This is a genomic window from Fictibacillus phosphorivorans, assembly GCF_023715845.1.
GTDB lineage: Bacteria > Bacillota > Bacilli > Bacillales > Fictibacillaceae > Fictibacillus > Fictibacillus phosphorivorans_D.
The window spans coordinates 39,479-60,015 of the sequence record NZ_JAMBOR010000004.1; the positions used below are offsets into that span (position 1 = coordinate 39,479).

Annotated in this window: 20 protein-coding genes, 1 pseudogene and 3 other annotated features; of the genes and pseudogenes, 4 read left to right on the forward strand and 17 right to left on the reverse strand. The window is 39.4% G+C overall.

Annotation, left to right across the window (positions count from 1 at the left end):
* Window positions 1–25: 25 nt before the first annotated feature.
* The 3 genes from polX to zapA all read right to left on the reverse strand — a co-directional run bounded on the left by polX (window position 26) and on the right by zapA (window position 2,637).
* Complete coding sequence (gene polX / locus M3206_RS04750; RefSeq protein ID WP_251311349.1) at window positions 26–1,744, reverse strand: DNA polymerase/3'-5' exonuclease PolX; 1,719 nt, start codon at window positions 1,742–1,744, stop codon at window positions 26–28.
* A 91-nt stretch (window positions 1,745–1,835) separates the two neighbouring features.
* Complete coding sequence (locus M3206_RS04755; protein ID WP_251311350.1) at window positions 1,836–2,372, reverse strand: CvpA family protein; 537 nt, start codon at window positions 2,370–2,372, stop codon at window positions 1,836–1,838.
* 1 nt (window position 2,373) lies between these two features.
* On the reverse strand, window positions 2,374–2,637 hold the full coding sequence (zapA, locus tag M3206_RS04760) for a cell division protein ZapA (protein WP_251311351.1): 264 nt from the start codon (window positions 2,635–2,637) through the stop codon (window positions 2,374–2,376).
* A 153-nt stretch (window positions 2,638–2,790) separates the two neighbouring features.
* On the opposite strand from zapA, the gene rnhC reads away from it, so the two are divergent.
* Window positions 2,791–3,735: a ribonuclease HIII gene (rnhC, locus tag M3206_RS04765; RefSeq protein WP_251311352.1), complete on the forward strand. Its 945-nt coding sequence runs from the start codon at window positions 2,791–2,793 to the stop codon at window positions 3,733–3,735.
* 322 nt (window positions 3,736–4,057) lie between these two features.
* Here the strand turns inward: rnhC and pheT are convergent, their stop codons facing one another.
* From pheT to M3206_RS04780, 3 genes are all read right to left on the reverse strand, one after another.
* On the reverse strand, window positions 4,058–6,481 hold the full coding sequence (gene pheT / locus M3206_RS04770) for a phenylalanine--tRNA ligase subunit beta (RefSeq protein WP_251311353.1): 2,424 nt from the start codon (window positions 6,479–6,481) through the stop codon (window positions 4,058–4,060).
* Between the two features lie 18 nt (window positions 6,482–6,499).
* Window positions 6,500–7,534, reverse strand: coding sequence for a phenylalanine--tRNA ligase subunit alpha (gene pheS / locus M3206_RS04775; RefSeq protein ID WP_251311354.1), 1,035 nt, complete (start codon window positions 7,532–7,534; stop codon window positions 6,500–6,502).
* Between the two features lie 40 nt (window positions 7,535–7,574).
* Window positions 7,575–7,798: a binding site (T-box leader), on the reverse strand.
* A gap of 82 nt (window positions 7,799–7,880) precedes the next feature.
* A complete protein-coding gene (locus tag M3206_RS04780) occupies window positions 7,881–8,645 on the reverse strand; it encodes a TrmH family RNA methyltransferase (RefSeq protein WP_251311355.1) in 765 nt (254 codons plus the stop codon).
* Between the two features lie 106 nt (window positions 8,646–8,751).
* On the opposite strand from M3206_RS04780, the gene sspI reads away from it, so the two are divergent.
* Window positions 8,752–8,958, forward strand: a complete 207-nt coding sequence (gene sspI, locus M3206_RS04785) for a small acid-soluble spore protein SspI (protein WP_251311356.1) — start codon at window positions 8,752–8,754, stop codon at window positions 8,956–8,958.
* A 265-nt stretch (window positions 8,959–9,223) separates the two neighbouring features.
* Here sspI and M3206_RS04790 read toward each other — a convergent pair whose 3' ends face one another.
* Together M3206_RS04790 and M3206_RS04795 are read right to left on the reverse strand one after the other, a co-directional pair.
* The gene (locus M3206_RS04790) at window positions 9,224–9,718 is read right to left on the reverse strand and encodes a dUTP diphosphatase (RefSeq protein WP_251311357.1); all 495 of its coding nucleotides are present in this window, start codon (window positions 9,716–9,718) and stop codon (window positions 9,224–9,226) included.
* A gap of 144 nt (window positions 9,719–9,862) precedes the next feature.
* Complete coding sequence (locus tag M3206_RS04795; RefSeq protein WP_251311358.1) at window positions 9,863–10,462, reverse strand: TVP38/TMEM64 family protein; 600 nt, start codon at window positions 10,460–10,462, stop codon at window positions 9,863–9,865.
* 142 nt (window positions 10,463–10,604) lie between these two features.
* Between M3206_RS04795 and M3206_RS04800 the strand changes: the two are divergent.
* Window positions 10,605–11,939: pseudogene (locus M3206_RS04800) on the forward strand (cytochrome ubiquinol oxidase subunit I).
* A gap of 17 nt (window positions 11,940–11,956) precedes the next feature.
* Window positions 11,957–12,982: a cytochrome d ubiquinol oxidase subunit II gene (locus M3206_RS04805; protein WP_251311359.1), complete on the forward strand. Its 1,026-nt coding sequence runs from the start codon at window positions 11,957–11,959 to the stop codon at window positions 12,980–12,982.
* 5 nt (window positions 12,983–12,987) lie between these two features.
* Here M3206_RS04805 and M3206_RS04810 read toward each other — a convergent pair whose 3' ends face one another.
* From M3206_RS04810 to M3206_RS04850, 9 genes are all read right to left on the reverse strand, one after another.
* Window positions 12,988–13,239: a DUF1294 domain-containing protein gene (locus M3206_RS04810; RefSeq protein ID WP_425590707.1), complete on the reverse strand. Its 252-nt coding sequence runs from the start codon at window positions 13,237–13,239 to the stop codon at window positions 12,988–12,990.
* 76 nt (window positions 13,240–13,315) lie between these two features.
* Entirely contained in the window at window positions 13,316–13,675 is a 360-nt protein-coding gene (gene rplT, locus M3206_RS04815) for a 50S ribosomal protein L20 (RefSeq protein ID WP_251311360.1), read from the reverse strand.
* A 39-nt stretch (window positions 13,676–13,714) separates the two neighbouring features.
* Window positions 13,715–13,918, reverse strand: a complete 204-nt coding sequence (gene rpmI, locus M3206_RS04820; protein WP_188401633.1) for a 50S ribosomal protein L35 — start codon at window positions 13,916–13,918, stop codon at window positions 13,715–13,717.
* A 23-nt stretch (window positions 13,919–13,941) separates the two neighbouring features.
* Window positions 13,942–14,445: a translation initiation factor IF-3 gene (gene infC, locus M3206_RS04825; RefSeq protein ID WP_251311361.1), complete on the reverse strand. Its 504-nt coding sequence runs from the start codon at window positions 14,443–14,445 to the stop codon at window positions 13,942–13,944.
* Between the two features lie 71 nt (window positions 14,446–14,516).
* Window positions 14,517–14,655 (reverse strand) — a sequence feature (ribosomal protein L20 leader region).
* 223 nt (window positions 14,656–14,878) lie between these two features.
* Window positions 14,879–16,789, reverse strand: a complete 1,911-nt coding sequence (thrS, locus tag M3206_RS04830; protein ID WP_251311362.1) for a threonine--tRNA ligase — start codon at window positions 16,787–16,789, stop codon at window positions 14,879–14,881.
* A 47-nt stretch (window positions 16,790–16,836) separates the two neighbouring features.
* Window positions 16,837–17,063 (reverse strand) — a binding site (T-box leader).
* Window positions 17,064–17,126: 63 nt separating this feature from the next.
* The gene (gene ytxC, locus M3206_RS04835; RefSeq protein ID WP_251311363.1) at window positions 17,127–17,996 is read right to left on the reverse strand and encodes a sporulation protein YtxC; all 870 of its coding nucleotides are present in this window, start codon (window positions 17,994–17,996) and stop codon (window positions 17,127–17,129) included.
* 98 nt (window positions 17,997–18,094) lie between these two features.
* The gene (locus M3206_RS04840; protein ID WP_251311364.1) at window positions 18,095–18,751 is read right to left on the reverse strand and encodes an amino acid ABC transporter permease; all 657 of its coding nucleotides are present in this window, start codon (window positions 18,749–18,751) and stop codon (window positions 18,095–18,097) included.
* 18 nt (window positions 18,752–18,769) lie between these two features.
* On the reverse strand, window positions 18,770–19,573 hold the full coding sequence (locus M3206_RS04845) for a basic amino acid ABC transporter substrate-binding protein (protein ID WP_425590708.1): 804 nt from the start codon (window positions 19,571–19,573) through the stop codon (window positions 18,770–18,772).
* Window positions 19,574–19,693: 120 nt separating this feature from the next.
* The gene (locus tag M3206_RS04850; RefSeq protein ID WP_251311365.1) at window positions 19,694–20,419 is read right to left on the reverse strand and encodes a Crp/Fnr family transcriptional regulator; all 726 of its coding nucleotides are present in this window, start codon (window positions 20,417–20,419) and stop codon (window positions 19,694–19,696) included.
* Window positions 20,420–20,537 lie beyond the last annotated feature (118 nt).

The window sequence follows — 20,537 nt, forward strand, 5'->3', positions numbered from 1 at the left end:
TTCCTCCTGATTCGAGGATATAGAGCTATTTTTTACGGTTTAAATAGGCTTCAAATTCTTTTAAAGTCATTGTATTTATTACAGAACTCTTATTAATAAAACCTTTTCTTGCTACCGCAGCCCCTATCTCCATATGTTTCATCGTTTCTTTATAATGCGCATCCGTATTAATGGCAATCTTCACACCAAGGTCTTGTGCTTTTCTTAACCAGTCAGGCGAAAGGTCTAATCGGTTTGGGTTCGCATTCAACTCTATAGCAGTGTCTGTCTCTTTTGCGAGCTGAAGCAGTAATTCCACATCAACATCGTAGCCCGTTCTTCTGCCGATCAGGCGCCCGGTCGGATGGGCAATTAAATCTACCTTTTTGTGATCAAGCGCTGTTTTTAAGCGTTTCATGATCTTGTCCCTGTCTTGTGAAAAGGCAGAATGAATACTTGCGATGACGAAATCCATTTCTTCTAGAAGTTCATCATCATAATCTAGTGTACCATCTGGCAAGATATCCATCTCAATACCGGCAAATATTTTAAAGTCTTCATATTTTTTATTCAGTTTATCGATCTCTTTCCGCTGCATGCGGATCCTCTCAGGCGTGAGTCCATTTGCTACCCGAAGATATTGAGAATGATCTGTAATCGCCATGTACGTATATCCAAGGCTCCTTGCTTCTTCAGCCATCTCCTCTATCGAGAATGCACCATCACTCCAAGTAGAATGCAGATGCAGGTCTCCTTTTATATCCGATATTTGGATAAACTCATACTCTTCCTTTAAAAGTTCAATTTCTTCTCCCGTTTCTCTCGCTTCTGGTGGTATCCAATTCAATCCAAAATACGCGTAAAACTCTTCTTCCGTTTCAAACGTTTGATTCTCACCCGTCTCGGTATGTTCAACACCGTATTCGCTGATCTTTTCACCTCTGGCTTTCGCCAGCTGTCTCATTTTAACATTGTGTTCCATCGAACCTGTAAAATGGTGCAGTGTTGTTGCGAATTGTTCGGGCTCAACGATTCTAAAATCTACTGAAACCGCCATCTTTTCTCCTAAAACGAGGGAGACTTTCGTGTCGCCGCTGGCAATCACATCTGTAACTCCCTGCAAGTTTAGTAGCTGTTCTTTTACTTTAGCAGGTTGTTTAGAAGAAATAATAAAATCAAGATCCTTTATCGTTTCCTTAAACCTTCTTATACTCCCAGCTCTTGAGAATTTTTCAATATGCTTCATATTCTCTAACTGTGCCTCAATACTTTCAGCTATAGGAAGCATATAAGCGATCGGCAGCCTTTCAGGTCTTTTCCCGATATCGTCTAAGGAAGCAAGAATCTTCTCCTCGGTCTTAGCTCCAAATCCGGCTAGTCCTCTTACTTTACCAGCCTTACATGCTTCTTTTAATGTTTCAATATTTGTTACGCCCAGTTCTGAATAAAGTTTCGCAATCTTTTTCCCGCCAAGGTTAGGCACTTGTAACAAAGTAATAAGTTCAGATGGTACTTTTTCTTGAAGTTCATTAAGAAGCTCTGATTCGCCTTTATCCATCATTTCGATAATAACTGTTGCGGTACCTTTACCAATTCCTTTTATTTTCGATACATCATCTATCTGATCCATCGTCCGCTCATCCCCCTCAAGAGCATTTGCGGCTTTTCGATAAGCAGAAACTTTAAAGGAGTTTTCCCCCAGAATTTCGAGATAAAGAGCAATTTGCTCTAATGCACGTACGATCTCTTTTTTATTCGCCATCATGAACTCCCTTTCTTTCGATATTGAAAGACTTAATTTACGATTAACTCGCTCGAATTGTTAATAAAAAAACTTCTCCAAATAGGGAGAAGTTTTATGCCATATGTTTCATCCACATTTCCTTGATTGACTCAGAAAATACGGGTGTGTTTTTGACCATTCCCTGTGCGATCCATGAATTATCATAATGCGCCTGAAATGATTCAATAGGCACTAATGTAGCGATATACAGTAAGATAAATACGATCAGATAAACTTCTACAAAGCCTAACAGTCCGCCAAGCCATCTGTTGGCAGTATGCAGAATCGGTAAATGTGATAGGAAATCCAGCATAGATCCTACAATGTGCAGAACGATTTTTGTAGCAAAGAACAAAATAACAAAAGCAATTGCATTATAATAGGCCTGCTCTAATGAGATGCTATTTAGCAATAAAGAAACAGATCCTTCACTCGAAGAAGGATATGGAATCCATAATTCAAGTTTTGGAGCGAGATCATCATAGTATAGATAAGCAACGATATAGGCCGCGATAAAGCCGACTAAGTGCACGAGCTGCATAATAAACCCGCGTTTTAAACCAATCAAAAAGCCACCTAATAATACGATAAATAAAACTAAATCCAGCATGTTAACTTTCCTCTTTTCCAATTCTCTGTTGCAATTTTTTCAGCTCTTCTTTAATCTTTATATATTCACTCATTGTATTTACTGCTGTCAGTACAGCGAGTTGTTTTGAATCAAGAAACCGATTATGAGACTGGATCTCTCTCATTTTCAAGTCCACTTTATCAGCTACTAAATGAATGTGGCTGGAAGGTTCGGTCCCTGCAATCACATAACGCTGTCCATAGATTTCGACCGTCGTACGGTTTTTATTTTTGTCTTCCGCCACGAAAAAACCTCCTTATCTATAAAGGGATGAATCAATAGATGAATACTCTAATCTACATCTTATCAAATATCTTACATAGTTGAAAATATTTCTGTTCATTTACAGAGGAATATTGATATATTTGGAAAATCATAAATTGAAGGGGGTACTCAAATGGCTCATGTCGTAAAAAAAATGACAAATACCGAAATTTTAGCGATGAAAAAAGATCTAGCCCATGCTGTTCAGGATAAAACGCCTCCTGGTGCTGTCTTCTCTGCCAAACTCCCAAATTGTACAGTAACCGCTTATAATTCGGGGAAGGTCCTGTTTCAAGGTAAAGGAGCTGAAGAAGCTTCTCAAAAGTTTTCGGGTCACGTTTCACCGCCTAAAGTTAAAAGCAAATCCGCTAAACCGCCGCATCGTTATGCGCCGCCTCAAAATGCTGCAGAATTATCGATGATCGGAAGCGATGAAGTTGGAACAGGGGATTACTTCGGACCCATGACCGTTGCAGCTGCGTATGTATCACGGGACCAACTTGAACTAGTAAGAGAACTTGGGGTAAAAGATTCTAAGCATTTAAACGATAAGCAGATTATTCAAATCGCAAAAGAACTGATTCACACTGTTCCTTATTCTCTTCTCGTACTTAACAATGAAAAGTACAACGAGCTTCAGCAAAAGGGGATGACGCAAGGCAAAATAAAAGCGATCTTGCATAACCGTGCCCTTCAGAATGTGAAAGCTAAAATTGAAGGAGCGGAGATCGATGGAATATTAGTCGATCAGTTTTGTGAACCCGGTGTATACTTCAACTATTTGACGAATGAAAAAAACTTATTAAAAGAAGGTCTTTATTTTGCTACAAAAGGTGAATCTATTCATCTTGCAGTGGCTGCGGCCTCCATTTTAGCAAGATACAGTTTTTTAAAAGAGATCGATAAACTCGGAGCACGGTTTAACACTGTTATCCCAAAAGGCGCCGGTCCTCATGTCGATGTAAAAGCGGCGGAACTAGCCGAAAAGTACGGGGACTCTATTTTTGATACTGCAACAAAAAAGCATTTTGCCAACACACAAAAGGCGTTGAATCTGCTGAAGAAAAAGCAATCGTGATTTATGAGTCCTTTAATTGAAAGTCGAAATCGATTGAGCGATCGTGCATGGCGTTTTACGGTACATGTTTTTTTAATCTGTTACACGTTCGCTCAAAAAAAGCTCGCTGCGCTCAGAATTCTTATTCTACGCTCAAAATGACCCGAGTTTCGCTCAGAATCACAGAGTACCGCTCAAAATGATCCGCTTTTCGCTCAATGCTAAAAAAAGCGCCCATCAATTGAGGCACTCGTCGTGCCATACACCGTAATTTTTCCTCGAAGAATCGTAAATCTAATAAAAACTGGCTTGCATAGTTGCAAGCCAGTTTCTTTTTTGCGCTTTATTTTCTTAACTGCGCTCCAAAATGTTCTTCTAAGCTTTTTAAAACGCGGTTGTGTGCTGTTACTACTTCTTCGTCCGTCAATGTACGTTCTGGATCAAAATATTTTAAAGAGAAAGCAAGTGATTTCTTTCCTTCTTCCATCTTCTCACCTTGATACAGATCAAACAGGTTCACTTCTTTTAGAAGTTCACCGCCAGCTGCTTGAATCACTGTGAACAGATCGCCAGCCGGTAGATTTTGATCGACGACTAACGCGATGTCACGTGTGATGGAAGGATAGCGCGGCAACGTCTGATAGACCATCTGTTCTGTTTCAGCATTGATCAGGCTCGTAGCATTCAACTCGAACACATACGTGTCTTTTAAATCCAATTCTTTTTGCAGTGCTGGATGTAGTTGACCCACGAACCCAACAGGAATGCCATCTAGTTTTACGATAGCCGTTCTACCAGGGTGCATATGTTCAATCCCACCAGATTCATACGTGATGCGTTCAGAAAGATTCAATTCACTCATGAGTCCTTCTAAGATTCCTTTTAACACATAGAAGTCTGCTGCTTTTCTTTCACCTTGCCATAAATGTTCGTTGAATACTCCTGTTACAGCACCAGAAACAAACACATATTCTTCAGGAAGATCGCTTAAAATCTCTTGACGATTAATGAAGACAGAACCCATTTCATAAACGGCTAAGTCTCCCATTGATCGATTCTGGTTGTATTGAAGCACTTCCAGAAGCTGAGGCAATAAACTCATACGTAACGTACTGCGTTCTTCACTCATCGGATGAGCAACGGAGATCGGGTAGACAGTATCCTCTGTATAGGAGAAATGCGTAGACTTTTCTGGTGTAGTCAATGCATATGTTACTGCCTGATAAAGACCGGCTCCTTCTAAATAGCTGCGAATCCTACGGCGCTTCGCCTGGCTTGCTGTTAATCCACCTGGACGAGCTTCCGATAAAAGATAAGTTGTTGGGATGCGGTCGTATCCATAGATTCGGCCAACTTCTTCAATTAAATCTGCCTCGATCGTAATATCAGGTCTTCGAGTAGGGACAGTAACTTCAAAAATACCGTCTGACTCTTTATACGAAAAACCTAAACGATCAAAAATCGCAGACGTTTGTTCAGATGAGATTGACGTTCCGAGCAGATTATTCATTCTCGAAACATCCATTTTTACTGAATACGTATTCACCTCACGTTTTCCAGCTTCTACGATTCCATCTGCTACTTTCCCGCCCGCAAGTTCAACCATTAGACCTGCTGCTCTTTTTGCTGCTGCATATACGCGGTTGCGGTCGATTCCTTTTTCATATCTTGAACTAGCTTCACTTCGTAAGCCTAAATCTTTTGAAGCTGCCCTTACACGACCCGAAGTGAAATAGGCTGCTTCAAGTAACACGTTTGTTGTGTCGTCCTGCACTTCACTCGTTGCTCCACCCATTACACCTGCGACTGCGATTGGCTCTTTACCGTTTGTAATCACTAAATGAGTGTCTTTTAACGTGCGGTCCTGATCATCAAGTGTTTGGATTTTTTCACCTTCTGTAGCCCTGCGAACAACGATCTCTTTTGAACCTAGACGGTTGTAGTCGAATGCGTGAAGCGGCTGACCATACTCAAGAAGAACATAGTTTGTGATATCTACAATATTATTGATCGGGCGAATTCCTGATGCCATCAAACGGTTCTGCATCCATAGTGGAGAAGGTCCGATTTTCACATCTCGAATGATCATCGCACCATAATAAGGATTATCTTCTAAAGACTCAATGCTGACAGAAATAAAATCTTCAGCTTTTTCTTCTGTAGCTGTGATCGATGTATCCGGCAGTTTAACTTCTTCTTCAATAATAGCAGCGACTTCATAAGCAACGCCTAACACGTTAAGGCAATCTGCACGGTTCGGTGTAAGACCGAGTTCCAACACATGATCATTTAAGTTTAGATATTCCAAAGCATCGTTACCCGGCTCTGCATCAGATGGCATTACAAAGATTCCTGAAGAATATTCTTTCGGAACAAGCTTTGTATCCACACCTAGTTCTTGCAAGGAACAGATCATACCAAGGGATTCTTCACCACGAAGCTTTGCTTTTTTAATTTTAAAGTTACCAGGCAGAACTGCTCCTGGAACGGCTACTGCAACCTTTTGTCCTTCTGCAACATTCGGTGCGCCGCATACGATTTGGGAAATCTCTCCCTGACCGATATCCACTTTACAAACTTTCAGCTTATCTGCGTTTGGATGTTGAATACACTCTTGCACGTACCCCACAACAACACCGCTGATTCCTTTATTCAAGGATTCAACCATCTCAACTTCAATACCGCTCTTTGTAATTTTATCCGCAAGCTCAGACGGACTGATCTCTATATTTACATACTCTTTTAGCCAGTTATAAGAAATTAGCATCAAATTTCCCCTCCCTAATTATGCATTTTTGAATTGTTTTAAGAACCGGATATCATTCGCATAAAAGTGACGGATATCATCAATTCCGTATTTCAGCATAGCAATACGTTCAGGCCCCATGCCAAATGCAAAGCCAGTAAATTTCTTTGAATCAAAACCGGCCATCTCAAGAACGTTCGGATGAACCATACCTGCTCCTAAAATTTCAATCCAACCCGTTTGTTTACAGATCGAACACCCTTTTCCGCTACATTTAAAACATGAAATATCCATTTCAACAGACGGTTCTGTAAACGGGAAAAAGCTAGGTCGTAAGCGAATTTTACGGTCTTCACCAAACATTTTTTTAGCGAATGTTTCAAGTACACCTTTTAAGTCACTTAAACGCACGTTCTGGTCGACCACTAGCCCTTCAATCTGCATGAACTGGTGAGAGTGAGTAGCGTCATCATTATCTCTTCGGTAAACCTTTCCTGGAGATATGATTTTAACAGGGCCTTGCCCTTCATGCTTTTCCATTGTGCGGGCTTGAACTGGTGACGTTTGTGTTCGAAGTAAAATATCTTCCGTTATAAAGAAAGAATCTTGCATATCTCGAGCAGGGTGACCTTTAGGAAGGTTAAGTGCTTCGAAATTATAATAATCGGTCTCTACTTCTGGCCCTTCTGCAATCGTAAAGCCCATGCTTAAGAATAAGTCCTCAATTTCGGTTACTACAGCTGTAAGCGGATGTGCGTTTCCTTTCTTTACAGGTCGGCCCGGTAAAGAAACATCAATGGTTTCCTTCGCAAGCTTCTCAGCAATCGCTGCTTCCTCTAGTTCTTTCTGCTTTTGATCCAGTTCAACCTGAATGCTGTCACGTACTTCATTTGCATAAGCACCGATCACTGGTCGTTCTTCTGCTGATAATTTTCCCATTCCTTTTAAAACTTCAGTAATGGGTCCTTTCTTTCCTAGGTAGGCTACCTTAACAGCTTGAAGATCTTTTAAATCATGACTTTGTTTGATTTTTTCGATCGCTTCTACTCTTAATGCTTCTAAACGGTCTTTCAAGAACAACCCCTCCTTAAAAATATAAAAAACTCCTCATCCAATAAGGGACGAGGAGTTTCGCGGTACCACCCAATTTAACAATGAAAATACACTGTTCACTTCATTTTAATAACGGCTCTTCACCGGCCAGCCCTACTTGATCATGTTCAGGTGGCAACTCAGGAGTGAATTCAATAATACCTACCAAAGAAATGCTTACAGTCTAGGACATTTCCTCCCTTTTTGGCGGAATGATTATTTACTCTTCTCCATCTTCGTTTTTTCAAATTATCATATTCATCTTTTTACATTATATATGAACAAATTCACGAAATGCAACGAATCCCGGAAGAAAAACTAGAAAACCTCATCTATTGCGTTGCAACTCATAAAGAAGAATACCGGTAGCAACAGATACGTTTAGGGATTCTGCTTGGCCAAATATCGGTATCTTCACATTAAGCGAAGATTCTTCTTGAAACTCAGCTTGTACGCCTGATCCTTCATTTCCCATTATCAAAGCAAAACCATTCATATAAGGCAGTTTTCGCATATCAACTGCTCCTTGTAGAGATGTAGAAATCACAGGAATATCTAGAGTCTTACATTCGGCTATTATCTCTCTTAGATCCGCTTTTATGATCGGCAGATGAAAGAGTGATCCTTGCGTAGAACGAACGGTTTTGCCATTATATAGATCAGCAGTACCTTCTCCTAAAAAGACTCCATCCAGTCCTGCGCTGTCAGCCGTACGAATAATGGTTCCTAAGTTCCCAGGATCTTGAACACCATCAATTAATAAATAACGTCCATTTTTTTCAATTCTTTCTTCGGGTTCTTCCATCATTTCACATACAGCCATAATTCCTTGTGGTTTTTCTGTTTCAGAAAGCTGTTTCATTAATCTGGTCGGAACAGACCACAACGTAAATTTCTCTTTGAGCCATTCGTCTTCCATCGTAAAGTTCTCTTCAATAATAACGTGCTGCAATTTTGCACCTGAAGAAATGGCCTCTTCTATAAGATGCGGGCCTTCCAAAAGGAAAGTACCTGTTTTTTCTCTTTCTTTTTTTGTATGCAGTTTTTTCCACTGCTTCAGCGTAGCATTGGAGTCGGATTCAATATGTTTCATAAACAGTACTCCTTTAATTTATAAATATAATTTATTTATTTTTTCATAAAACAAGTTCAGAACGTGCACAATAAAAAAAGAAAAATATTAACAGAGGTGGATATCCATGAATCTTGATTTAAGAAAAGCTGTTTTGCACAATGTTACTGGCAATAATAAAGAACAATTACAAGATACAATCGTTGATGCGATCGAGAGCGGAGAAGAAAAAATGCTTCCTGGTCTTGGCGTTCTTTTTGAAGTGATCTGGAAAAATTCAGATGAACAAAAAAAGGAAGAACTCTTATCAACTTTATCAAATGGTTTAAAATAAAACCCGGGTTTTCCGGGTTTTTCTTTTGGCTTAAAACCTTCGTTAGTTTAGTTCCGCTCCAGATTCTTGCTTTCCGCGGGGCACGCGGTGAGCCTTCTGCCGCTACGCGCCATTAGGAGTCTCCACCTGACCGCTCGTCCCGCAGGAGTCTCGCATCTTGCGCTCAATTCAACTTGCATTGAAGATAAAAAGAAAATACAAAAACAACAATCTTTGAGAAAATAGCCCTCCCTTTAAATATTACGAAGGACTATTAAAAACCCCATTAGTAACCTGTATCCTGGCGTTCATGGTTTACGGCGTTTTTATCGAAATAGGCTTCTTCTATCTCTTGGAACGAGAAGCCAAGCTTTATGCCTAGTCCTAGAAATTCGTTGATAAAGGGATGGAAGTCTTCTTTTGTTAAACGTCTGGCTCCTTGTTGATAAAGGGATAGGAAAAGTTGGTTCAGTTCCATCTTGTCCATCTTTTCTGTAAGTTTATCCTCACTAGGTAAATCAATTGTCGTAATTTCGAGGTCTAATCCAATCGATAAAACAAAATGCAGTCCGTCTACATATTCTTCTAAGATTACTTCCTTTTCAGACGCTGGACGTTTGCTCCAATATTTAAAGCATCTTGTTTCGTTCGCGAGTTCACCTAACTCTACAAGAAATGCTAATCTTCTTTGATCGGATAAAGCACTATTCTCAAGATTATGTTCTTTAACGATTCGAGTATTTAAGTCATTCTGCATGGAAAATAGTTTTTCAATTTTCACATCTCATCCCTGCCTTTCATTCCTAAGCTATTATAACGTTATCTTGTCATACATTCGAGGATGAATTTTGAAGCAATGAAAAAGCAGGAATTCAAGGTTCCTTACCGATATATTCTGAGGCTGAACATATAAACAGCGCATACCTTACGCAGGCATGCGCTGTTTTTCATTTTCAGGATCTTCCTCAAAAAACTCACTCCATTTTATCACCCATTCTTTCCTTCTTAACAAATAGAACAAAATAGAAAGTGCAATGAGCAGGATAACGGAAGTGACAAGGGACAGGGAGAGTATGATCGATCCGAATGATGAATAAAAGATGGCAATAGGGATGTTTGAGATGATGCTAGCTTTTGTATACTCTTTAAAATTCGACGAAATTTCAATTAAACAAAGACTTAATAGATGAAAGTGCATAAAAGGAACCATCTTTAAAATCGCAATCTGACCTACAGAAAATGGCATTCTTTTTCCAATCCACTTTTTTTGAAGTCTTTTTACTTTCTTCATAAGCTTCGGCATACTTTTCATCCCAAAATAGAAGAGTACACTCGACAGAGTAATACCGATTACCGAATACAACGTACCTGCTACTGCCCCGAATAAGATCCCTCCTGTAAGACAGATCAAGCCAACTGGCAGGAAAAAAAACTGCCTGAACGCTTGCAGCAGAATAAAGAGTAAAGGGGCAAAAATCCCACTGAACTTAAGGACTTCCATAAAAAAGCTAGTATCCTCTAACACGCTGCACCCCCCTTTAAGTCAACATATGACAGAAGACGAGCTCTATATGACAATTTTATCGAGTGAATAAACCCCTATGCTTTATGACACCTTAAACATAGATTGTTTGTATACATCGTTTTATTTATTAGGAGGATTCGACATGGACACGGTTGTACTTGCGAGAGCGTTTTTTGGCACCTCTCTCGGTTTTCATATCATTTATGCTACCTTAGGTGTTGGTCTTCCATTAATGATCGTTATTGCAGAAATCATTCACCAATTGAAGGGGGACAATGATTATGCCATCATGGCAAAGCGCTGGACGAAGGCCTTTGCTGTGTTATTAGGGGTTGCCATCCCATCTGGAACAATAGTAGGCGTACAGCTTTCTTTACTTTGGCCGGGTTTCATGGAGATCGTAGGAAAAGTCATCTCCCTACCTTTTCAGATTGAAATTTTTGCTTTTTTCTTGGAAGCTCTTTTCATGTCATGTTTATGCTGCAGACAGACTACCAAGGTACTTTCGTCTGATTTCTGTTTTCTTTGTTGCCTTTGGAGCGGTTGCTTCAGCTATCCTTATTACTGCGGTGAACACCTGGATGAATACGCCTGACGGTTTTAAGATCAAACCGGATGGGACGATCTATGATGTACATCCTTGGGATGCATTCTTTAACCCCAGTTTCTTTTCTTCGGCTTTTCATGTAGCGATTACTGCTTATATGACAGGTGCCTTTGCTGTTGCATCAGTAGCTGCGTTAAGCTATTGAAAAAGCGTACTGACCGGGAACGAGCTTATCATCTTAAAGGGTTGTTCATGTCATTAGCCGTTGCATTTATGATGAGTTTTATTTCAGCATTATCAGGACATCACTCCGCACAAATTCTTCATGAGTATTCTCCTGAGAAACTAGCAGCTGCTGAAGGATTATTTGAGACACAGCGGTATGCACCGCTAGCGATAGGTGGCTATACCGATCCTAAAACAGAAGAAGTCAAGTATGGGATCGAGATTCCTTGGGCCTTGAGCTGGCTTGCAGGAGGAACGTTCGATACAGAGGTAAAAGGGTTGTACGAGTTTCCTCGAGAAACTTGGCCACCCTTTTATGTACATACGTTATTTAACTTGATGGTTGGTATTGGAACACTCTTATTAGGGCTCGCTGCAATCGCCTTGTTATATTGGTGGTTTTTTATTAAAAAACGAAACAGACCTTTTCCGAAATGGTTACTTTGGTCTCTCGTCTTATCTGGTCCGCTTTCTATGCTTTGTATTGAGTTTGGTTGGGTCTTCAGCTGCAGTGGAAGACAGCCATGGACGATTTATAGAGTCCAGACGACCGCAGAAGCTGCTACGAGAAATGAAAATCTCGGGATGCTTTTCCTCTTGTTTTTACTTTTGTATGCCCTATTGAGTGTTTTAACCATTTTAATTTTAACGGCTTACTTTAAGCGTAACCCTGTGTCTAAAGATATGGATAAACTATACGGTTAGGAAGGAGAGGATTGTGGATGAGTGAAGAGGTGCTTGCGATCCTCATCATGTGGAGTTTTATCTTTGTTTACAGTATTTTTGGCTCGATAGATTTTGGCGCAGGATTTTGGGCGATGGTTTATAACAACCACAAAACGATGGCCGGAAAGATCGCAAATCGTTTTCTTTCACCCACTTGGGAGATTACAAATACGTTCCTCGTCCTTTTGGTTGTAGCCTTTGTAGGTTTCTTCCCAAAAGGTGCCTATACACTCGGAACAGTCATGCTTGTCCCAGTATCCCTGATCCTTTTTTTACTGGCGATCCGGAGTGCCTTTATGGTGTTTTCCTATTCCGTGCAAGGCTACCGTAAGACGATGTTCTTTATTTCGGGAATTTCCGGACTATTAATTCCGTCTTTATTAATCGCTGTGCTTCCTATTTCACAAGGCGGATTTATCAGTATGCATGGAGGAACTCAGAGCCTATTGTTAGGGAAGCTTTTTTCCAGCCCTACATTGTATCTGTATGTGCTGTTCGGGTTGACGTCTGAGTTGTACTTATCTTCTCTTTTTTTAGCTGACTATTCGCGTGTTTCCAACAGAGAGAATGCCTACCAGCTGTATCGTGGAAATGCTATTATTCTTGGTCCGCTGACACTCGTATCCGCTCTATTCACTCTACTTTTTATGGCACCAGAAGCAGGCTGGCTTATTGATCATTTAATGGAACATAAAATTTGGTTTATACTGTCCTTAATCTCATTCGGCATAGCCTATCTTTCACTTTGGTGGCCAACACAAAACCGCCCAGGAATTGGACGGCCAAGATTTACACTGTTAGCAACAGTACTGCAATATGGACTGGCAAGCGTTGGATATGGATTGGCACATCTGCCTTATATCGTCTATCCTGACCTAACCATCTATGAGGCCTTTACTGCTACTGAAACGTTCTATTCATTAATGATTATGTATATAGTGGGGCTCGCCATATTAACACCAGGTTTCTATATTTTCTGGCGTTTATTCTTAAAAGACAAACGATATTTACAGCAGGAATAATCATTTTATAAAAACCAGCCAACGATAGCGGTTATAAATAGACTCAATATCGGCAAACCGTTACGGAATGACGGATGTTTCGTTTTATGTCGGAACTTCTTCATCGCAAGCCACATACCAGGAGCTCCTCCAGCGATAGCGAGCATCCATAACCTTGATTCAGGAGTTCGCCAATGACCTTCTTGTGCAGAAAATTTGTCTTTTTTCATGACCAAGTAAGCAACTATATTCATGATAATTAAATATAAAATAAACACCTTATCCCTTTTCCCTTCAGAATAAAAAAAGATCATCTCCATCCATTGAGGAAATGATCTTTTCTATTAGTTAAATTTATGCTTTTAGGCTTTCTTTTGCTTTTGAAGCTAATTCTGCGAAAGCTTTTTCGTCAGTAATCGCGATTTCAGAAAGCATCTTACGGTTGATGTCGATACCCGCAAGTTTAAGACCGTGCATTAAACGGCTGTAAGAAAGACCATTTGTGCGTGCAGCAGCATTGATACGAGTAATCCAAAGCTTACGGAAGTCACGCTTCTTTTGACGACGGTCACGGTAAGCGTACATTAAAGATTTGAATACTTGTTGTTGTGCTACTTTAAATAATTTATGTTTAGAACCGAAATAGCCTTTAGCTAGCTTAAGAACTTTTTTACGACGACGACGTGTTACATAGCCACCTTTTACTCTTGGCATATTAAAAACCTCCTATTTTTAAATCAACTGATCGTTTGATTAACGTTTTTTGTAAGTTAACAATGTGCGGATACGTTTGTAGTCACCACTGTGAACAAGCTTAGCTTTACGAAGCTTACGCTTTGCTTTTGTAGACTTGTTAGCAAACAAGTGACTAGTAAAAGCGCGTGCACGCTTTAATTTACCTGATCCAGTTTTTCTAAAGCGCTTTGCAGCACCTTTATGAGTTTTCATTTTAGGCATAATGGTTTCCTCCCTGGTAGAAATTATTTTTCGGTTTTAGGCGCTAGGATTAGAAACATGCTTCGACCTTCCATTTTCGGGCGAGTTTCCACCGTAGAAAGATCTTCACATTCTTTCGCTAATTTCTCCAATACCGTTTTTCCGATTTGAGAATGAGTGATTGCACGTCCACGGAAACGAATACTTGCCTTTACTTTGTCGCCTTTTTCAAGGAACTTACGGGCATTTCTAAGCTTCGTATTGAAGTCGTTTTCCTCAATTGTTGGACTAAGACGAATTTCTTTCGTCGTAATAACTTTTTGATTCTTGCGTGCTTCACGCTCTTTACGCTGTTGCTCGTATTTAAACTTACCGTAGTCCATAATACGACATACTGGCGGTTTTGCATTTGCAGCAACGAGCACTAGGTCAAGATTTGCGTTTGCCGCAAGGTCTAGAGCTTCTTGTCTTGTTTTAATGCCAAGCTGGCTTCCATCAGGACCGATTAAGCGGACCTCACGAGCACGAATGCCTTCATTGACAGACATGTCCTTACTAATAGTAAGTCACCTCCAAATTTTTTCAGTGAGTGTCAAAAACACCCGACTTGTTATTTCTGCAAATAAAAAAAGCGTCGGCGCATAATTCACCCACACGTAAACCGGCTATGTACTAAGACATGCCTGAATTCCATCTACCCATCAACAGCCAATAGAGGCGTCGAATCAGGTGAGAAGCGGGTGCTTCTGCTTTTAGCTTCAACCTTATTTTATTAACCTTACATACTATAACATATTGGTGTGAAATGTGTCAAACAACGCATGTAATAATGCAACGAAATTAATTTTACTTCGTTTTAAAACGTATTGCAAGAGTTTTTTTTAGAAAGTTAATGAGACATGTCTTTTATACCTTCACCTAACAAAAAATTCACAAGAACAAAAAGAGCAGCCGATTGACACCAGCTGCTCTTGAACTTATTTATCTCTTTTCGTTAATTTGAGACAAAATCTTTTCTTTGAAAGCTTCATAAGAAACAGTCTCAGATTTTTGCTCACCATATTTACGTACATTTACTGCTTGATCCTCGATCTCTTTATCCCCCAGTACGAGCATATAAGGAATCTTCTTCATTTGAGCTTCACGGATCTTATAACCCATCTTCTCATTTCTTGTGTCGATTTCAACACGTACGGCATGCTGTTTCAAGTCTTCTTGAAGCTTGTATGCATACTCGTTGTGAACATCAGACACCGGAATCAGTTTAACTTGAACAGGTGCAAGCCATGTTGGGAACGCCCCAGCAAAGTGTTCAACCAAGATTCCTAAGAAACGGTCGATCGAACCGTAGATCGCACGGTGAATAACAACAGGACGTACCTTTTGGTTATTTTCATCTACGTAAGTAAGGTCGAACTTTTCTGGCATCTGGAAGTCTAATTGAATCGTCGCACACTGATGGCTTCTCTTAAGCGCATCTTTAATGTGGAAGTCAATTTTCGGACCGTAGAACGCTCCATCCCCTTCGTTAAGGTGGTAATTCATACCAAGGTCTTCTAATACATTTTTCAATGCACCTTCAGCTTGTTCCCATAGACGGTCGTCACCCATAGAATCTTCAGGACGAGTAGAGAGTTCTACAGAATATTCAAATCCAAATGTGCTGTAAATTTTATCAACCAATTTAAATACGTTCTTGATTTCACTTTCAATCTGTTGTGGAGTTACAAAAATATGTGCATCATCCTGGCAGAATGTACGTACACGGATCATACCGTTCAACGCACCACTGTATTCATGGCGATGTACTTGACCGAATTCAGCCATACGCACTGGCAGGTCTCTGTATGAATGTAGTTTATTTTTAAAGATAAGCATGTGACCAGGGCAGTTCATTGGTTTCATCGCGAACTTCGTATTATCTACTTCAGAGAAATACATGTTTTCATGATAGTGATCCCAGTGGCCTGATTGCTCCCATAAACGTTGGTTCATCATAAATGGTGTGCGCACTTCATCATAATCTACTTGACGCTGAAGTTCACGAGAGAAATTTTCAAGCTCTGTACGAATTGTTTGTCCGTTAGGAAGATAGAACGGCATTCCAGGTGCTTCTTCTGAGAACATGAAGAGTTCTAGTTCTTTTCCAAGTTTACGGTGATCGCGTTTTTGTGCCTCTTCAATAAAGTGTAGATATTCATCTAAATCTTTTTGACTCAAGAATGCCGCCCCATAGATCCGCTGAAGCATTTGGTTGTCACTATCCCCTCGCCAATATGCCCCTGAGATGCTCATCAGTTTATACGCCTTAACCTTTCCAGTCGAAGGAACATGCGGCCCGCGGCAGAGGTCAAAGAACTCGCCTTGCTCATAAATTGTAATCTTTTCTCCTTCAGGAAGATCAGTAATCAGTTCAAGCTTCAAATGGTCATTTAGTTTTCCATAAATTTCAAGAGCTTCCTCACGTGTTACTTCCTTTCGAACGATTGGAAGATTTTCGTTTACGATCTTCTTCATTTCTTTTTCGATTGCCGGAAGGTCTTCAGGTGTTAAATTGTGCGACATATCCACATCGTAATAAAAACCGTTATCGATAACTGGACCGATCCCAAGTTTCACATCTGGATATAAACGCTTAAGAGCCTGAGCAAGCAAGTGAGCGTTTGAGTGTCTTGTCATCTCAAGACCTTCTGGTGAATCTTGCATCACGATCTCAATAGATGCATCTTCTTCGATCGGACGTGAAAAGTCGAATAATTGTCCGTTTACTTTCCCTGCTACTGCTTTTTTCTTTAAACTAGGGCTGATACTTTCCGCAACTTGTTCTGAAGTAACCCCTTTTGGAAATTCCTTGACTGAACCGTCTGGGAATGTAATTTGAATTGACGACATAAAAACATCTCCTTTTTAATTATAAAACAAAAAACACCCGTCCCTAAAGAAGGGACGAGTGATTATCTCGTGGTTCCACCCTTGTTCCGTAAATGAAAACAAATACGGCACTCGGACAGGATAACGGACTGTTGCCGTCAGCGATTACTAAATACATTTTCACCGCTGAAGTTCCAAGGTGGTAAAGCAAATTTTCGTGTTAGGAAGCTTTCAGCCATGACTTCCCTCTCTATAAACCGTAAAAATTGCTTCATGTCCTTATCAATACTGATTAAATGATAAATTATAAACTTATTATATGCAGTTGTTTTTTAAAATGCAAGAGGATGATGACAGTTTATGACTTTTTTTTATAAGGATAGGGGTTATCTTTTAGAGTCATCTTTTCAATCGGCGATATGGTCACTTTCTCTTGAAAAATATTTTTCACTGTCTGCAGGAGAGGATGATCTAAATCATAAGCAAAAATACTGACCGTTGAAGGTGCTAATCCGATAAGAGGTCCAAGAAGCCGTTCATCTAAGTTCACAGCGTTCGTTAATTTTAATGCCCGATCGTGCAGGTTCTTAAGTTCCTTTTTGGAAAGCTGATTTTGCCTATCATCAAAAATCACAACATTTTCATGGTCAAAGAGGATGACTATATCATGTTTTAACATCGATTTTTGTTTCGATAAACATGTACGCAAATGTTCAATAAAAGATTGATACTCAAGCTCCAGTTTATATTCATCAATGGCACACTCGACGACTCTGAGCAACGTTGCTAAATAACTTTTTAGACGAAACTTTATAAAAGCTTCAAATTCTAGGAAATTTCTCTTTTCCGATAAGATAGACTGCCACTGGTCTCGTATGATTCCACTCAAACTTGGCAGATTCTTTACTTCAGGAATTCCTTCAATTTCTCCTAAAATAATACTCTTAGCTATGGAGAATATCTCTTTTTGTTCAGCCGTATCACTATAAAAAAATGCATGTTCGATCATTTCCTTTAAGCAAATATCCTCAACCTTATTCCTTGTAAATTCCGTTAACACATCCAAAATGAATTCTTTATGTTCATGTATGTGCAGTTCTAGAATTTTTGAAGAAGGATCAGATAATTTGGCAAAGGAAGGGTTAAGATTCTTCTTAGTTGCCGTCCGGATTATCTTTTTTAGGACAGCAATTCCGTCAGACGGGTGTGAAAAAGCAATCGTGATCAAGCAAGTCCCCCCATATAAAATCTCAATAATACAATATATGGGACTAGGTCCTGAAAAATGTTATTAACAAGGAAAAAACAACCCGGAAACCGAGTTGTTTAATCATAAACAAATCTTCGTTCAATTTTAGAAAGAAGGTAAGCCATTCCCAGAGTAAGGATTAAATACATAAGAGCTGCAGTCATATAGGGTTCCCATGGACGATAATACTGACCCATCATCGCTCGTGCATAATACATTAATTCTGGTGTGGCAATGATGGAAACGAGTGAGGAATCTTTGATTAATACGATAAATTCATTGCCTAATGGTGGGATCATTCTTCTTGAAGCTTGGGGAAGAATAACATGTTTCATAGCTTGTACATGATTCATCCCTAATGATCGAGCTGCTTCCATCTGCCCTTTATCAATCGATTGAATACCCGCTCGGAAGATTTCTGCTATATAAGCCGCCGCATTTAAAGACAAGGCTAGTACACTTGAAATAAACACATTAGGCGGTTTCATGATAAGTGGCATCATTGCTGAATGGATCAACAAGATCTGCACAAGTAAAGGTGTTCCTCTGAAGAAACTTATGTACCAGTTACAAGGAAGGTTAATTAACGGGTTTTTTACCATTTTTCCGAGACCGATAAACAAGCCTAATATTGTTCCGAATAAAATACCTAGAAAAGATAGCTGAATCGTGATCCAAGTACCTTTCAAAAAGAGTGGCATGTATTCGCTAATGATTTGAAATGAAAATTCCATGTAGACCTCCTGAAAGTATTATTGTTTCAATGCATCTACATTTGGTTCTTCACCAAACCATTTTTTATAGATTTCAGCATACTTTCCATTTTCAATGATTTTTTTCAAAGCTTTGTTGACTTCATCTTGATGCTCACCGTCTTTTGGAAAGATAATGCCGTAGAATTCACTCTCAAAATTTTCTGGATCGTTGATGGCGACGAGCTTTTTATCAGGATTATTTTTCGCGTATTCCTGCACAACCGCATTATCAGCTACAACCGCTTCTACTTCTCCATTTAATAAAGCTTGAATAGCTAAAGTGTTATTTTCAAACTTTTTAATATTTCCGCTCTTCCCAAACATTTTTTCTAACGCTTCCTGACCAGTCGTACCGTTTTGAACACTTACTTTTTTCCCTTGTAAATCTTTTGCGCTCTTAATCGAAGAGCCTTCTTTCGTAAGTATCATATTGATAGATTCAAAATACGGCGAAGAAAAATCGTAGGTTTTCTTACGATCATCATTAATGGTAATGGCAGATATCCCTGCATCTACCTCTTTATTTTTTAATGCAATAAAAAGTGGTTCCCACCCAGTGTTCTTCATTTTATACTTGAGACCCGCTTCCTTCATCACTGCGTCAAGCATGTCCACATCAAACCCAACAATCTTTTCTCCCTCTAATGATTCAAAAGGAGCATATGCGGCATCTGTTCCAATTGTTAATGCTTTAGAATCAGAACTAGTACCAGCATCCGAACCAGATTCTACACCACATGCAGTCATAAATATTGCAGATAATCCGATTACACCCCATTTTAATTTTTGTTTCATGTTCATTACTTTTCCCCCTTATTCTAAATACTCTTATATTATACACAATATTCTTAATTTAAGGAAAATTCAAATAGTAAATTCAAAAAGAAAAAAATCCCAATTGTTTGGGATTCTTAACAAGCCTTATATCCTGCAGATTTCTAGAGGACAGTCCTCACAGCTGCATGCTTCTTTTAAATAAGCTAAATCGATAATTTTGATCATCCCTCCAGCTTCAAAAGTCACAATACCTTCTTTTTTCAGCTGACTTAACATTCGGTTAACTGTCTCACGAGATGTTCCTATAAGCTCTGCCAAATCAGTGTTTGTAAAATGCTGTGAAAGAGCGATTCCTGTAGAGGTCATTTTTCCATAAGAATTAGCAAGTCTGATTAAGGTTGAGCACAAGGCACCCTTTTTTCCATACAGCATAAGATCTCTAAATTTCGAGCGGGTTATCCCATGCATGTTACTCATCCACTTCATGAATTCAACGGCTACTTCACCATGCTGCCAAATGATCGTTTCCAGATCTTTTTGCTGAATAACCCCCACATCACAATTTCTGGTAGCTTTTGCGCTGTAATTATACCGAGAAACTGACGAAACCCCCAGTTCACCGATTAGATCACCTTCTTGGAAAATATAAAGAACTAGTTCTTTTCCTTCTTCAGTCACCTTCGTAATTTTAATTTGCCCTTTTCGTAAATAAAACAATTTGTCAGCTGTATCATGATCCAAAAATAAAAATTGACCGGTTTCTACTTTCTTTGGATACATAATACCTTCTAAATATTGAAAGGCATTTTTAGAAAAAACGTCTGTATTTTGATAAGAACAAAAATTTTGTTGCTGTTTGCAGGCTCCCATCTTTAAACCTCCCCGCTTCTCGTATTTCCATTATAATCCACTTAATGACATATAAGTGTGATTTAAATCACTTGAACGGTGAACAAAGTGTGATTTTTGATACATCTTAGATTGAAAG